The following is a 14,365-nucleotide window of genomic DNA, read 5'->3' on the forward strand; positions in this document are numbered from 1 at the left end:
ATCTTATATAAAACCGTTATTGCTTACTATATTTTTCTACACAGGCCTCAATGCAAGGATAATATAACATTAGGGAGTTTCCCTCTATAACAAATGAATAGTTCCAATTAGGAATAGATTCCTGACAATCATCTGGAGTAATAACAGAATCAACTTCAGAATACGTGCCACTTGACGGATTGCCTACATCACCGAACATAGAACATAAATCGCCAGTAGATGTAACCGTTCCATCATTAAAAAAAGTTAGAGTTTTGTCACTGTCAACAGGCTGAAATGTTCCACTGCCATCACCTGGATCAGCATAAATCGCTATTAATTTCCAATTGCCAACTAATTCAGGAGTTTGCGTATTTGAATCGTCATCATTGTTACAAGATGACAACAATAATAGTCCAAAACATAAATAAACTAACGTTTTCATAGCTACTGTTTATTTAATAGATGAAAAAACAGTAAAAGGTTGCGCTACAAATTAAAATTATCAGAATCGTCTAATTTAGGATTCCAAAATTTGCTCCGTATGAGCTTTAGTTTTTACCTTAGTAATAACATCTTCCAAAACACCATTTTCATCAATGACAAAAGTGGTTCTGTGAATACCGTCATATTCCCTTCCCATAAATTTTTTAGGTCCCCAAACCCCAAAGGCTTCAATAACCGCTTTATCTTCGTCCGCTAATAATGGATATTGAAATCCGTATTTATTTTTAAAGTTAGATTGTCTTTTAGCACTATCAGCACTGACTCCTAAAATCTCGAAGCCTTGTGCCTTAAAGCGCTCATAATTATCATTTAGGTTGCAGGCCTCTGCAGTACAACCAGGCGTGCTTGCTTTTGGATAGAAAAAAACGACCAATTTCTTACCTTTATAATCTGATAATGAGATTGTATTTCCCTGTTCATCTTTTGCTGAAAAATCTGGTGCTTTGTCTCCTGCTTTTAAGTGTGTCATAATTATGTAAATTTGTTTCTGTAAAAATACAAGGAATGACTAAGCAAGAAAAGGTAGATTTTGTTATAAATACGTTAAATCGAATATATCCTACAATTCCGATTCCACTGGAACACAAAGATCCCTATACCTTATTGATAGCGGTTTTGATGTCGGCACAAAGTACAGATGTACGTGTCAATAAAATCACACCGTTGCTATTTAAACGTGCAGACAATCCATACGATATGATTAAACTGAGTGTTGAGGAAATCAGGGAAATTATAAAACCGGTTGGCTTGTCTCCAATGAAAAGCAAAGGCATCCATGGCTTATCCCATATTTTAATTGATAAGCACAATGGTAAAGTACCAAAAACCTACGAGGAACTTGAAGCATTACCTGCAGTTGGTCATAAAACAGCTGCTGTGGTTTTATCACAAGCTTTTGATATTCCTGCGTTTCCTGTGGATACTCATATTCATCGCTTAATGTACCGCTGGAATTTAACCAATGGTAAAAATGTAGTACAAACCGAAAAAGATGCTAAACGTATTTTTCCTGAAGAACTTTGGAATGATCTCCATCTTCAAATTATTTGGTATGGAAGAGAGTATTCACCTGCTCGTGGTTGGGATTTGGAAAAGGATATTATCACTAAAACGATTGGCAGAAAATCGGTCTTGAATGACTATTATAAAAAGAAGAAGCGTTAGTTTTTAGTCTCAGTCTCAGTGGCAGTAGTCAGTTCCCCTTTGTCCTACGGACATTTCCCCTAAGGGGAAAATTGTTCAGTGTTCAGTAGAAAGTGTGAAGTGTAAAGTGTAATGTGTAATGTGTAATGTGTAATGTGTAATGTGTAATGTGTAAAGTGTAATGTGTAATGTGTAAAGTTTAAAGTGTAAAGTGTAAAGTGTAAAGTAAAACTTACTCTAATCTCTCATAATTAAAAAACTCCATTGGTACAATTCTTGTGGCCATACTGAAAACCATCAATTCATGAAAAAACTTTCCATTTTATTTTTAGCTTTTGTTGTGACCTCCTGCATTCCAGTTAAAATAGCTCCAAAATTTAAGAATCAAGATTATAAAATTATACAGGCAAAAAAGTTTCAGAAAAATATGCCAAGGGAAATGGCCTTCATATTTAAAGATTCTAAAGATGCAGATGAATTCTATACTTACATCAATAAAAAATACAGATTAAACAATGTCAATGTAGGTAGTAATGTACCCATTAAAATTGAGGGGCAAACCTTATACCTTTCTTATTATGAAGCAGAACGAACTGACGAAATGATAAATCTTCCATTGATCGCCATTGATGCCAAAAGAGAAAACAATGGTAACTCACGCCTGTTTGAAGACCATTATAAAAGTAGAACTGGCCATTGGTACATCATCTTGACGATTCACGACGAAAACATCAAAAATTGCTTAAAAGAGAATCATACTTTAAGAGAAAAGACCATTCAATATTTAAAAGCCTTAAAACAAGAGTATCTCACAACTCAAAACTATGAAGCATTGTTATTAACAAAAAAATCCTGATGTTTTCACATCAGGATTTTTCCATTAAAATTAATTCAATTTAGAAGTGCTTCAAACTTCAATTTATTATAACTTATAACACTTAAAGCCTTCGAGTAATTCAAAAGAAAACTTATCGTTTCGTCTTTTGGTTTTAGGTTATCCTTTTTTGGGGAAGCATTAGAGTAAATTTGTGCCATTTTAACTATTTATGAGTTTATATATAGCAAAAACGCATTTTTATATGCTTTATTGTATCAATTTGTTAAAACTATATTATTTTGCTCAATTACCTTTCGCATATTAATCAAGGCATAGCGCATTCTTCCTAATGCCGTATTGATACTTACACCAGTACGTTCCGAGATTTCCTTAAAACTCATATCTTGATACATACGCATCAACAGTACTTGCTTTTGATCTTCTGGTAATTCCTCTATTATACGTCGAACGTCAGATTCTACCTGGTTCTTTATAATCGTTTTTTCAGCGTTTAAACTCGAATCACTCAACACAGAAAAAATACTGAAGTCACCTGCATTTTGAAATTTTGGCATACGCTTATTTTTTCTAAAATGGTCAATAACCAAATTGTGGGCAATTCGCATTACCCAAGGTAAAAATTTACCTTCTTCGTTATATTTTCCGCGTTTTAAAGTTCTAATGACTTTAATAAAGGTATCCTGAAAAACATCTTCAGTAACATCTCTGTCATAAACCTTAGAATAAATAAAACTGTAAATTTTTTGCTTATGCCTTTCTATCAAAATTGAAAGGGCATTCTCGTTGCCGTTAATGTAGTCGCTGACCAACTCCGCGTCTTGGATAAGTTCTCTTTTCATAATAATTACTTTAAAGCCTAGTATTTTGGTACTAAGTTTGGGGTTAAAAGCTATTTTTTTAAAGTAATATTATACTATACGCGGTTATTTTTATAAATGAATAGGTGTCAAATATAACAACAATCATTCCGAAAAAACAAAAAAAAGTATTAAAATTTAACATTTTGTCGGATAAACAGTTCCTTTTATGGATGAAAATAGAACTTGGACAAACATGATACTTCCAATAAATGAATTATGCCGCTAATTTTAATGGTTATATGCTATTATAGTATCTTTGCAAACTTAGATACCAAAAGCAACCTATGAATTCTACTGTTTTAGACGTTAGCCCAAAAGAAAACATCATTATAAAAGGAGCCAAACTGCATAATCTTAAAAATATCGATGTTGTTATTCCAAGAAACAAACTGGTGGTTATTACAGGATTATCGGGTTCAGGAAAGTCGAGCTTGGCGTTCGATACCTTATATGCCGAAGGTCAAAGACGCTATGTAGAAAGTCTGAGCAGTTATGCACGCCAGTTTTTAGGTCGACTGAATAAACCCAAAGTTGATTATATTAAAGGTATCGCTCCTGCCATTGCGATTGAGCAAAAAGTGAATTCTACAAACCCACGTTCCACCGTTGGGACGACGACTGAAATTTATGATTATCTCAAACTATTATTCGCTAGAATCGGGAAGACCTACTCACCTATTTCTGGCAACGAAGTAAAAAAACATACTGTTTCCGATGTTATTAATTTCATTTCAAAATTTGAAGAAGGCAGCAAATTATTACTCTTAGCACCTGTTATATTAGAAGAAGGACGAACGGTTGAAAATAAACTTCAAACACTTCAACAGCAAGGTTATGCACGTATTAAAGTAAAAGATGAGGTGGTTAGAATTGATGATGCCTTAAAAACCAAAATCAAAACGGACAAAGATCTTTTCTTAGTTGTTGATAGAATTGTATTTAAAGAGGATGAGGATTTTCTAAATCGTTTAGCTGATGCTGTAGGAACTGCCTTTTACGAAGGTGTTGGTACTTGTATCATTGAATCCCTTTCCGACCATAAACAAGCCGTTTTCAATAATAAATTTGAATTGGATGGCATGTCTTTTCTTGAACCAAACGCCCATTTATTCAGCTTCAACAATCCTTATGGCGCATGCCCAAAATGTGAAGGTTATGGCGATGTCATTGGTATTGATGATGATTTGGTAATTCCTAATACAGCATTATCGGTTTACGAAAATGCGATTTTTCCTTGGCGAGGTGAAAGTATGAGTTGGTACAGAGATCAATTGGTCAACAACTCCCATCATTTTGATTTTCCAATTCACAAACCCTATTTTCAATTGAGCGATGCTAACAAAGCACTCATTTGGAAAGGCAACAAATATTTTGAGGGCTTGGATGCTTTTTTTGCTGAGTTGGAATCGAAAGCCTATAAAATCCAAAATCGAGTGATGCTTTCCCGTTATCGTGGTAAAACGAAATGTAATGTTTGTAAGGGAAAGCGGTTACGTGAAGAAGCTAATTATGTAAAAGTCGATGGTTCTACTATCACTAATTTAGTAGATTTACCGATAGATGAACTGATTGTGTTTTTCAAAAACCTAAAATTGAATGCTCATGATTTCAAAATTGCAAAACGACTTTTAACAGAAATCAACACACGTTTAGGCTTTTTATCTAATGTTGGGTTGAATTATTTAACATTAAACCGAAAATCGAATACACTTTCAGGTGGTGAAAGTCAGCGTATCAATTTAGCCACCTCTTTAGGAAGTAGTCTTGTTGGTTCCATGTATATTTTGGACGAACCCAGTATTGGTTTACATCCCAAAGATACGGAACGTTTAATCGAGGTTTTAAAGTCCTTGCGGGATTTAGGCAATACCGTTATTGTGGTTGAGCACGACGAAGATATAATGAAAGCCGCTGATTCCATAATTGATATCGGACCAGAGGCCGGCACTTTTGGAGGTGAAGTTGTTGCTGTTGGAGATTTTGAAGCCATTTTAGATTCAGATACATTGACGGCAAAATATCTTAATGGTCAAATGGAAATTGAAGTGCCTAAAAAACGAAGAACCTCTAAATATGGTATTGAAGTTGTTGGTGCTCGCGAGAACAATTTACAAAACGTTGACGTGACGTTTCCGCTAGAAATGCTAACTGTAATTACTGGAGTTTCAGGAAGTGGAAAAAGTACCTTGGTTAAAAAAATCCTTTTTCCTGCGGTACAAAAGAAGCTGACAGGTTTTAGTGATAAAATCGGTCAAGTTTCAGAAGTGAAAGGAAATTATAGTAATATTCAGCATGTGGAATTTGTGGATCAGAACCCAATTGGTCGCTCGTCTCGTTCTAATCCCGTGACTTATATAAAGGCTTATGATGACATTCGTGCGTTGTATGCATCTCAAAAATTAAGCAATATTAGAAATTATGCTGCTAAACATTTTAGTTTTAATGTGGATGGTGGCCGTTGTGAAACCTGCAAAGGCGAAGGCGAAGTGACGATTGAAATGCAGTTTATGGCAGATGTGCATTTAACTTGTGATACTTGTGGCGGAAAACGTTTCAAAAAAGAAGTATTGGAAGTTAAGTTTGAAGATAAATCCATAGATGATATTTTGAATATGACTATTGATGATGCCATCGATTTCTTCAAAACCTATAAGCAAACAAAAATCAAAAAGAAGCTACAACCGCTTCAAGACGTTGGTTTAGGGTATGTGACTTTAGGCCAGTCCTCTTCTACCCTTTCTGGCGGTGAGGCTCAACGTATCAAACTTGCCACGTTCTTGGGAAAGGGCAGCAAAAGCGATAATGCACTCTTCATTTTTGATGAACCGACCACAGGACTTCATTTTCATGATATCAAAAAATTATTGAAATCTTTTCAGGCATTAATCGCTAAGGGCCATTCGATTATTGTTATTGAACATAATATTGACTTAATTAAATGTGCGGATTACATTATCGATTTAGGACCAGAAGGTGGAAAGCATGGTGGACAACTTGTGGCTTCAGGTACACCTGAAGAGATTGCAAAAAATAAAAAATCGGTCACTGGAAAATATTTGAAAGAGAAATTGTAAAATGGAGTTATCTAATAGGTCTGATGATATTTCAATTGATTTTAGAAAATATGCTTTTATCGATGATGAGACTAATTCTCTAAAATCTAAAGTGTCAACATCACCTCTAAAATCAGGTGGCGCAAATTTTACAACGCATGTTCTGATAGAAGAATCGAGTTCTAAAATACTTTATAAACCTTCAACTGGTGTGGCGCTTTTCAACTTTGCATTTCTAGCCGCAGGCTTAGGTGTTTTATTTTTTGGACTATATCCACTGTTAAACAATGGCTTCGATTTTGCTGAAATCGAGTGGTTTTTATTGTTATTCGGACTAATTTTTGCCACAGCAGGCGGATTAATGTTTTATTTCTTCTATATGCCTCGTGTTTTTGACAAGCAATTAGGCATTTATTACAAAGCCTATAAAATTGACGTTAACACCATAAAAAAGGATACTTCAAAAAATTATATACCGTTAAAATCTATTGTTGCCATTCAAATTATTGGCGAACACGTAAAAAGTGATAAGGGCTCTTATAAAAGTTTTGAACTCAACTTAGTTCTGAAGGATGCTACTAGAAAAAATATAATTGATCATGGCAATTTAAAAGCAATTATTATTGATGCTGAAATTTTGAGCCAATTCTTAAATATTCCTATTTGGCATGCTGGTTCTATTGAAGATTAATAGAATAGAAATGCGAAAAGCCCTAAAATTACTACTGCAGTTGGAATTACAACGGCTATAAAAGTAAAGGTTGCCACACTACATTTAAACCAACTTAAAATCCAACCTTGACTATAAAATCTTTTCAAAGCTATCATTAAATAAACAAAAGTCGACAAGGCAACAAGCCAATCAATCCAGTCTGGTATATCCCAAATTAGATTGATACCAAAAATGACACTGAAAACGGTAAATAAATATGAAAAAAAGTAAAAACTAAAGACCAAATGATGTGCATATCTTCCTTTTCTAAAATACAGTACCTTTATGATGAGCGCAAAAATCGGCAACAAAAAGAACAAGGCTATTGGCACCGTATCATAAAACGCTTGTAACACATTACCGCCATCCCTAGCTTGATAAAACTTGAGTCCTTGAGCATACACTTTTCTCATAAACCAACCATCGTCGTCATCCATGCCCATAACTTTATAAATTTCTTCATCAGGAGCATCTATAGCTATTAATGAATCTATTTCATTTTCATTAAAACCTAATGAAAAATCTGTTTTCTTAGGAACATTTTCTAGATTCACAATAGAATCGATCTCCTTATCTGACATTTTCGTGATCCATTGATTATCCTCAAGTGCCTTTCTTATTTCGGTTCTAGTTAATGAATCTTCAATTTTTAGATTAACCTCTTTCTCTTTTGCTTTGATCGAATCCAAAACGACCACCTCCTCATCCGTCCTCAGCGTTTTTTTAAGTTCCTGATTTAAGGAATCCGCCTGTTCCCTTGCACTAAATGAAAAAATGAAAAAGAATACCACAGAAATAAATAAATACATCTGCGCTGGGTGCAAATACAATAATCGTTTTCCTTTAATAAACTCTTTAGGTAGATAACCCGGTTTAAATAGCAACGGTATAAAGCTCTTAAAAAAACGGGCATCAAATGAAAAATAGTTGCTAATGGTATTGTAAAAGAGCACTCCAATGGTCAGCTCATCATTAGTTTTTTGTCCACAATGCGGACAAAATTGAAACCCTTCTTCATAAGGTTTTTCACAATTTTTACAATTTACTTGATTGGTGCTCATGGTTGATGGTTAGTCTTGGTTTAAAAATACTAAATTTTATGACACCATTCGTTTTATAAAAGAAGAGTCTAAATTAAAATTATTTCAGATCTCAAATTCAAAAACCAACTAAAAATTTGAATTTCAGTCACTTAAATATTTTGGCACGCTAATTGAAAATCCCTAACCAATAGCTTAAGTCCAAAAGTCCTAAACGAATTAGCGACTGGGCAAATCTAAAAACCTATAAATTATGAAAAGACAAGTACTTTTTATGGCCATGGTGTTAATAGGATTAACATCAGCCACAGCAACAACAGCAGGAGATGCTGTTTTAATTGGGGAAGATTATAATACGGCGCGCAATCGATATGCTCAACCTATTTTGTTTGTGGAACGAGGCGTGGAATTTTTGGTCTTTGCTGATGGTAGCTTCGATTTTAATACCGAACTATTTACCACAGCACCAAATGACAACAATTATTACTACAGACGTTCTAATACACGAACCAGACGCAGCACCAATAGAACTTATGGTGCCCCAGGAACAACTCAAAATGTTAATGACAGAGGTGTTTTAATTAAACACGACAACGAAGGACGAGTAAGACGTATTGGGAATGTCTTTATTAATTACGATAGACAAGGGCGACTCAAACGTGTCGGTTCGGTGTATTTGGGATATAGAGGACATCAATTGGTGCAAGTCGGTGGTTTACGAATTCTAACAAACAGACATGGCGAAGTCATCGGAACCAGAGGTTTTGTAAATTTTAATAATCAAAATTGTGGTATTTGTGGTATAACCGGTTGTTCTGCAGATCATTTTGATGATTCAAATCATAATAACTGGAATGAGGATGACTGGAACAACAACGACGATGATTATTACTACTATAGAAAAGGTGGAAAAACCTTGAAGCAAAAGAAAATCAAATTTTGAGATTTTGATTGATTACCAAAAACCCTGAATGTTTCCCCAAGCATTTCAGGGTTTTTCTATAGTCTCAATTCTTCTAACTTCCTTTAATAGCAAAGGGAAGGCAGGATAAGCCATTCCACCGTGATCGTAACCATCTAACTCCAATAGTAAAGTTTCTTTATGGCCTATAACTTTCATCATACGTGCTAAATATGCATTCTCTTCATATCGTCCCAACATCTCTAACTCTCTATCTCCTGTGATTAAAAGCAAAGGAGGTGCATCTGCTCTAATATGGTACAAAGGAGAATATTTATCAACCACTGGTTGATATTCAGGAATGCCTTGTTCTTTTCTAACAGTTAAGTGCGTTATTGTATGTCCACTAAAGGGAATTAATCCTGCTATATCATTGGCATCGATATCACGCGTATTTAACCACGATTTATCCAAACCAATCATACTTGCCAAATAACCGCCTGCGGAATGTCCAGAAACAAAAATACGAGATCGATCGCCTCCGTAATTTTGTATATTTTTAAATACCCAACTTACTGCTGCCGCTGCATCTTCAATATAGGTAGGTGCTTTTACATTTGGGTTTAATCTATAATTAACCGCTACAATTGCAACGCCTTTATCTTTGAGAGACTCAGGAATAAACTTATTCCCTCCTGTTAAACCACCACCATGAAACCAAACTATAGTTGAATAATTTTTCACTTCCTTAGGGTAATAAATATCTAAAACACAACGCTCTTTAATATAACTGTCAGATTTTGATATTGAATCTTCGTAATAGTTAATATTCTCATTTAAAACATATTCAATTGCTTTGTCTTTCGAAATAAAACTATAACCAAATAATACAAAAAATAGTAGTGCTTTTTTCATGAGTCAAAATTGATAATTAGTTCGTTTTAAAAATACCTCTTTTTTTTTTAATGAATTATTAGATCGAATTAAATTATCCTTATAAAACACCGATTTTAAAGACTCTACAAAGCACTTACGAAGTTTGGCACGCTGTTTGTTTTATATTATATGAGTTTAATTTAAAACCCAATTATTATGAAACGATTACTATATTTATTTGCAGCCTTTGTCGCCATGAGCGCAACTGCATTCGCAACCAACACAACCACATCTGAAGCAGAAGCTTCAATTAATAACTATGTAAGAGGTTATGGTAATTCTTTCATATTTAATGAAGCCGGAATTGAGTTTTCAGTTTTTGCAGATGGCCAGTTTGATTTTTATATACCAAACTACGGTCCAGATGTAAGTGTCAATATTGATAGACCTGGTTTCAGTTTAAGCTTTAACTCAGGTTATGATTATAACCCTTACGTACAGTATGATAGTTTTGGTGCGATTATTCAAATTGAAAATACGCCTATATACTATGATTACTATGGACGTGTCAATCAGATTGGAAACATTTTTATCAACTACAATAGTTTTGGTAGAATTAATCGCGTTGGTGGACTTAATGTTTATTATAGAAACAATACGTTCTGGAGATATGATGGTTTCATCAACAGTTATAACAAAGCGTATGTTTACAGACCATGGCACCGATTTTATGCTGTACCTCATGTAAACTTTTGTGTTGTGCACGTTAATCCATACAGACAATATTACGCACCTGTAAGACATATTTATTACAGACCTTATACGAATAACGTGAGATATTATAACATTGGAAGACGAGATAACGGTTATGCTGTGAGACGTTCTAATTCTACAAGAAGAACCAATAGTTATGCACAAACGCCGAGAAATGAAAGAGAACGAACTATTAGGACTCGTGCGACACGAAACAATAGAGCAATAGCAAGTACAAGAGCTTCACGTTTAAGTGAAACGAATGCGACTAGGACAAGCACAACTCGTAGTGCCAATGCAACTAATAGATCTAATACTAGAGTTTCGACACCTATTAGAACAACTAGAAATGATAGAGCAATTACCACACGTTCAAATACTAGAGTAAAAGCTCCAACAAGAACAACTAGAACTAATAAAGCAATTACTACACGTTCTAATACGAGAGTAAAAGTTCCCACAAGAACAACGCGTAGCAATAATTCGATTTCAACACGAAATACGAATAAAAATGTGACCAGAACAAATAGAGCTGTGTCTAATAATAAAACGAGAACTACTTCGTTAAGAAAACCGAAAGCGACAAATTCTCGTACGTATAATAACAGAACGTCGCAAAGTCCAAGACAGCGAAGTACTGTTCAGAATAAAAGAAAATCACCGTCTGTACAAAGCAGATCTAATACAAGTAGAAAGAGCAACCAAAGTTCTACAAGATCTAGCTCAAGACGAACAAGAGGATAAAGAGTTTTTTTGGTTGGTTGGATGTCCCGTATGATGTATGCCTCAGAGCACCTTACGGGACATTCTTATATTTATATTCCTGCGAAAGCAGGAATCTCTTAATAAAGGTATTAATTGCAATATCATTCCATATTATTATAAAACAATTCTTTAGGTAATTTTCTCTCATAATCTTCCACAAATTTTACAATTTGATTGCAACAGGTATTTAATAATGCTTTGTACTCCTTAGAATCTTTATTATTCAGTATCTTAATGGTATAATTATGACTTAAATTTATTGGGTTTAATTTTTCTGTTTTGAAAAAATGGACTTGGCGCCAACTATTATTAATTCTATTTTCATCTGGCAATTTTTCAACTATTGGAGAACCTTTCACACTTATAATACCTACAAACATATCACCATCTTTAAGACCTGCTCCACTAAAAGATTCTACACCAAACAAAAAGTATGGATTGGGATTACTTCTCAAACGAATCCAAATTTGTGAAAACTTATTTTTAACTGGGCTACCAGCATCGATTTGATAATTAGATTCATTGAGTCTCATTCTTAAAACTTCAATTACATTTTCCCTGAAATTATGTCTTAGTTTCCTTAACGCCTTATCATAATTATCAGCTATAAATTTTGACTCTTCGATATTTGCCATCATAATTTCTAAAAGCTCTTTTTCATTCTCAGTATTCATTGTGTTCGTTAATTTTTTAATTAATAGTATGTATTGATTAATTGCCTCTCTTAAACCACTAAAATTTGGAACTTCTTTTAAACATAGTTCTAACCATTCAACAATATGCTCCCTATAACTTATATTATAGAAATGTTCACCAGATTTGAGGTTTAATCTGCTATTTTTTTCAGGATTACTACCTTTTAAGGTCAAATAAAAAACTTTGTTTTTTAAATGGTTATAATTAAAATAACGTTTTATTTGTTTGAGTTGGTCTTTAGCATAAATCTTATTTTCTATACTTATTGTATTTCCAGCTTTATCTTTTAAAAAAACATCAATTCTACCACCTGTTTCATTCTTTAAATCCACTTTCCCAATATAAAATTCAGTTGTAACCAAAGCTTCTTTACTATTAAAAGCGTCATATAAAATGTTATTTTTTTCTATGCTATCTTCCTCATAATTTACAACATTTAAAAATAATTTTAAAAATATATCACCCATTTGATGAGAGCCATTTGGGTTTAATAATTCTGCCAGAAAAGCTGAATGGGTTTTATCTTCTCTTGTCTCTATTTTTAAAACCGAAAACAAATTAAAATGTTCTCCTTTTGCAATTGTCAACTTATTATGATAATCCACAATGCGACCTGTAATTAACAATAAGCTTTTAAGTTTTTGAGTTGTTACTTTTGTTTTATTGATTTGATTCATTTAGCATTATTATTTTTAATTGAAATCATTTTTATTCATAAAGTTATAACTCAATTTCAACTTCAAATTCAATTTCAACTTCACAAGATTACTTCAACCGCAAATACTTCCTTATCTGACTCGAAATATCCAAAGAAACATTCAATTTGTAAATCATAATTAAATAAACAAAACCGATTAATGCAGATTTCAAAGTGATATTCAGTATGGGATGAAATGGAAATTCCCAAAAGTAAAAAGCCACTGACAACACTATCAATACTATAACAATCTTTACCGAGCCCATTGTAAACGGTAACATATTAAATTTCCGCTTTACAAATATAATTTTGATCGTGTTATAAATAAAAACAGCTAAAAATGTTGCAAATGCTGAACCTTCGATGCCATAAATAGGAATAAAAACAGCATTCAAAACAATGGCCATAATCGCCAATAAAACCCCAAAAAACAAGACCATCCTATAATAATCACTGTTGAATAATATAGCATTATTATTTCCTAAGCTGTTGTCATAGAGTTTTGCTAAACTAACAATTAAGACAACAAAAAGACCTCCTGTAAATTCCTTCGGCAGAATCTCATACAACTGATTGATATTTAAAATAATCAACAAGAAGATAAAACCACTGACCACCAAAAGCGTCATAGAACTGCGTCTGTACAAATCTTCTAAAGACAAATGATCTTTTTCATTGAGATACTTAGCCGTTAGAGGTAACATAATTTGGTGCATGGCTCGTTGTGGGACCGCAATAACCGTAGCAATAAATATAGCAACACTGTAATAAGCGACCTGTTCAATATCCGGTAACATTAGGCCAATCATAAACTTATCGATATCGAGAATTAACATGGCAACTGAACCCGCAATAATCATTAAGCCAGAATACTTCATAATTGAAAATTGATTCTCTAATTTCTGAAATTTTAACTTTGGGAACCTTACCGAATACGCATAAAGTTTCATGATAAGCATTCGTAAAACATAGACTCCAACGAGGGCGATGATAAATTGGTCCACTGAGAGCCAATCTAAATTCACGCCAACCAGTAAAAACATAATACAGACTCTATGAAAAATCTCTTTCATCAAGTTTCCAAAAACGGTTTGCATTTGCACTTTGGTCCATGCAAAAAAGATTTCGAAATAAGCCATAGACACCGCCAAAACAAAAATATGCCAAATGTAATTTTCTACGATTCGGTTTTCATTTGAAAGCCATTCTACAATAGTATCATAGGCAAAAAAACCAATAAAAACAGTTGGGATTATAAACAGTAGTGGCAGAAACAACATCAAGGTCAGAAAACTATTGATACTATTTTTTGATTTAAAAGTGGAATAGAACTTTACAATGGCATTATGAACTCCAAATGCCATAAAAGGCATCATAATATTCGCTGCTGAAAGTAAAAAAGCGACCAAGCCATAATATTGGTCTGTTAAAAAATTGGTGTAAAGAAAAAGCGTATTAATGGCTCCAATCCCGAAACCTAAATAGGTGGTTAAGGTGTTTTTAAAAGATTGGTTTAATACGATTCCCATTTTACAAATAACAACT

General features: G+C 33.6%; 13 protein-coding genes. 6 read left to right on the forward strand and 7 right to left on the reverse strand.

Features of this window, described 5'->3' with window-relative positions; genetic code table 11:
• Positions 1-16: 16 nt before the first annotated feature.
• Complete coding sequence (locus tag HM987_RS11850; RefSeq protein WP_179008282.1) at positions 17-424, reverse strand: hypothetical protein; 408 nt, start codon at positions 422-424, stop codon at positions 17-19.
• A gap of 75 nt (positions 425-499) precedes the next feature.
• A complete protein-coding gene (gene bcp, locus HM987_RS11855; protein WP_179008283.1) occupies positions 500-955 on the reverse strand; it encodes a thioredoxin-dependent thiol peroxidase in 456 nt (151 codons plus the stop codon).
• 35 nt (positions 956-990) lie between these two features.
• Here bcp and HM987_RS11860 point away from each other — a divergent pair, with 35 nt between their 5' ends.
• Positions 991-1,650, forward strand: a complete 660-nt coding sequence (locus tag HM987_RS11860; protein ID WP_179008284.1) for an endonuclease III domain-containing protein — start codon at positions 991-993, stop codon at positions 1,648-1,650.
• A gap of 283 nt (positions 1,651-1,933) precedes the next feature.
• Positions 1,934-2,485 carry a hypothetical protein gene (locus tag HM987_RS11865; RefSeq protein ID WP_179008285.1) on the forward strand — a complete coding sequence of 184 codons (552 nt, stop codon included), beginning with the start codon at positions 1,934-1,936 and terminating at the stop codon, positions 2,483-2,485.
• A gap of 236 nt (positions 2,486-2,721) precedes the next feature.
• On the opposite strand, the gene HM987_RS11870 is transcribed toward HM987_RS11865, so the two are convergent.
• Positions 2,722-3,306 (reverse strand): RNA polymerase sigma factor, encoded by a 585-nt coding sequence (locus tag HM987_RS11870; protein ID WP_179008286.1) that lies wholly within the window; start codon positions 3,304-3,306, stop codon positions 2,722-2,724.
• 305 nt (positions 3,307-3,611) lie between these two features.
• On the opposite strand from HM987_RS11870, the gene uvrA reads away from it, so the two are divergent.
• Both uvrA and HM987_RS11880 read left to right on the forward strand, forming a co-directional pair.
• A complete protein-coding gene (gene uvrA / locus HM987_RS11875; protein ID WP_179008287.1) occupies positions 3,612-6,401 on the forward strand; it encodes an excinuclease ABC subunit UvrA in 2,790 nt (929 codons plus the stop codon).
• Position 6,402: 1 nt separating this feature from the next.
• Positions 6,403-7,071: a hypothetical protein gene (locus HM987_RS11880; protein ID WP_179008288.1), complete on the forward strand. Its 669-nt coding sequence runs from the start codon at positions 6,403-6,405 to the stop codon at positions 7,069-7,071.
• Here HM987_RS11880 and HM987_RS11885 read toward each other — a convergent pair.
• A complete protein-coding gene (locus HM987_RS11885; protein WP_179008289.1) occupies positions 7,068-8,153 on the reverse strand; it encodes a DUF3667 domain-containing protein in 1,086 nt (361 codons plus the stop codon). The two genes, HM987_RS11880 and HM987_RS11885, sit on opposite strands and share 4 nt — an antisense overlap.
• 232 nt (positions 8,154-8,385) lie before the next feature.
• Here HM987_RS11885 and HM987_RS11890 point away from each other — a divergent pair, with 232 nt between their 5' ends.
• Positions 8,386-9,075: a hypothetical protein gene (locus tag HM987_RS11890; RefSeq protein WP_179008290.1), complete on the forward strand. Its 690-nt coding sequence runs from the start codon at positions 8,386-8,388 to the stop codon at positions 9,073-9,075.
• A gap of 45 nt (positions 9,076-9,120) precedes the next feature.
• Here HM987_RS11890 and HM987_RS11895 read toward each other — a convergent pair whose 3' ends face one another.
• Positions 9,121-9,948, reverse strand: coding sequence for an alpha/beta hydrolase (locus tag HM987_RS11895; RefSeq protein ID WP_179008291.1), 828 nt, complete (start codon positions 9,946-9,948; stop codon positions 9,121-9,123).
• Positions 9,949-10,125: 177 nt separating this feature from the next.
• Here HM987_RS11895 and HM987_RS11900 point away from each other — a divergent pair, with 177 nt between their 5' ends.
• On the forward strand, positions 10,126-11,406 hold the full coding sequence (locus tag HM987_RS11900; RefSeq protein WP_179008292.1) for a hypothetical protein: 1,281 nt from the start codon (positions 10,126-10,128) through the stop codon (positions 11,404-11,406).
• 122 nt (positions 11,407-11,528) lie between these two features.
• Here HM987_RS11900 and HM987_RS11905 read toward each other — a convergent pair whose 3' ends face one another.
• Both HM987_RS11905 and HM987_RS11910 read right to left on the reverse strand, forming a co-directional pair.
• Complete coding sequence (locus HM987_RS11905) at positions 11,529-12,800, reverse strand: PDDEXK-like family protein (protein WP_179008293.1); 1,272 nt, start codon at positions 12,798-12,800, stop codon at positions 11,529-11,531.
• Positions 12,801-12,888: 88 nt separating this feature from the next.
• Positions 12,889-14,349 carry an oligosaccharide flippase family protein gene (locus HM987_RS11910; protein WP_179008294.1) on the reverse strand — a complete coding sequence of 487 codons (1,461 nt, stop codon included), beginning with the start codon at positions 14,347-14,349 and terminating at the stop codon, positions 12,889-12,891.
• Between the last annotated feature and the right edge of the window lie 16 nt (positions 14,350-14,365).

It is taken from the genome of Winogradskyella forsetii (genome assembly GCF_013394595.1).
In the GTDB taxonomy this organism is placed as follows: Bacteria; Bacteroidota; Bacteroidia; order Flavobacteriales; family Flavobacteriaceae; genus Winogradskyella; species Winogradskyella forsetii.

Coding starts and splice junctions, on each gene's coding strand:
- HM987_RS11885 (WP_179008289.1), bottom strand. CDS start 8,153: ATGAGCACCAATCAAGTAAATTGTAAAAATTGTGAAAAACCTTATGAA.
- HM987_RS11865 (WP_179008285.1), top strand. CDS start 1,934: ATGAAAAAACTTTCCATTTTATTTTTAGCTTTTGTTGTGACCTCCTGC.
- HM987_RS11860 (WP_179008284.1), top strand. CDS start 991: ATGACTAAGCAAGAAAAGGTAGATTTTGTTATAAATACGTTAAATCGA.
- HM987_RS11890 (WP_179008290.1), top strand. CDS start 8,386: ATGAAAAGACAAGTACTTTTTATGGCCATGGTGTTAATAGGATTAACA.
- HM987_RS11895 (WP_179008291.1), bottom strand. CDS start 9,948: ATGAAAAAAGCACTACTATTTTTTGTATTATTTGGTTATAGTTTTATT.
- HM987_RS11910 (WP_179008294.1), bottom strand. CDS start 14,349: ATGGGAATCGTATTAAACCAATCTTTTAAAAACACCTTAACCACCTAT.
- HM987_RS11880 (WP_179008288.1), top strand. CDS start 6,403: ATGGAGTTATCTAATAGGTCTGATGATATTTCAATTGATTTTAGAAAA.
- HM987_RS11905 (WP_179008293.1), bottom strand. CDS start 12,800: ATGAATCAAATCAATAAAACAAAAGTAACAACTCAAAAACTTAAAAGC.
- uvrA (WP_179008287.1), top strand. CDS start 3,612: ATGAATTCTACTGTTTTAGACGTTAGCCCAAAAGAAAACATCATTATA.
- HM987_RS11870 (WP_179008286.1), bottom strand. CDS start 3,306: ATGAAAAGAGAACTTATCCAAGACGCGGAGTTGGTCAGCGACTACATT.
- bcp (WP_179008283.1), bottom strand. CDS start 955: ATGACACACTTAAAAGCAGGAGACAAAGCACCAGATTTTTCAGCAAAA.
- HM987_RS11850 (WP_179008282.1), bottom strand. CDS start 424: ATGAAAACGTTAGTTTATTTATGTTTTGGACTATTATTGTTGTCATCT.
- HM987_RS11900 (WP_179008292.1), top strand. CDS start 10,126: ATGAAACGATTACTATATTTATTTGCAGCCTTTGTCGCCATGAGCGCA.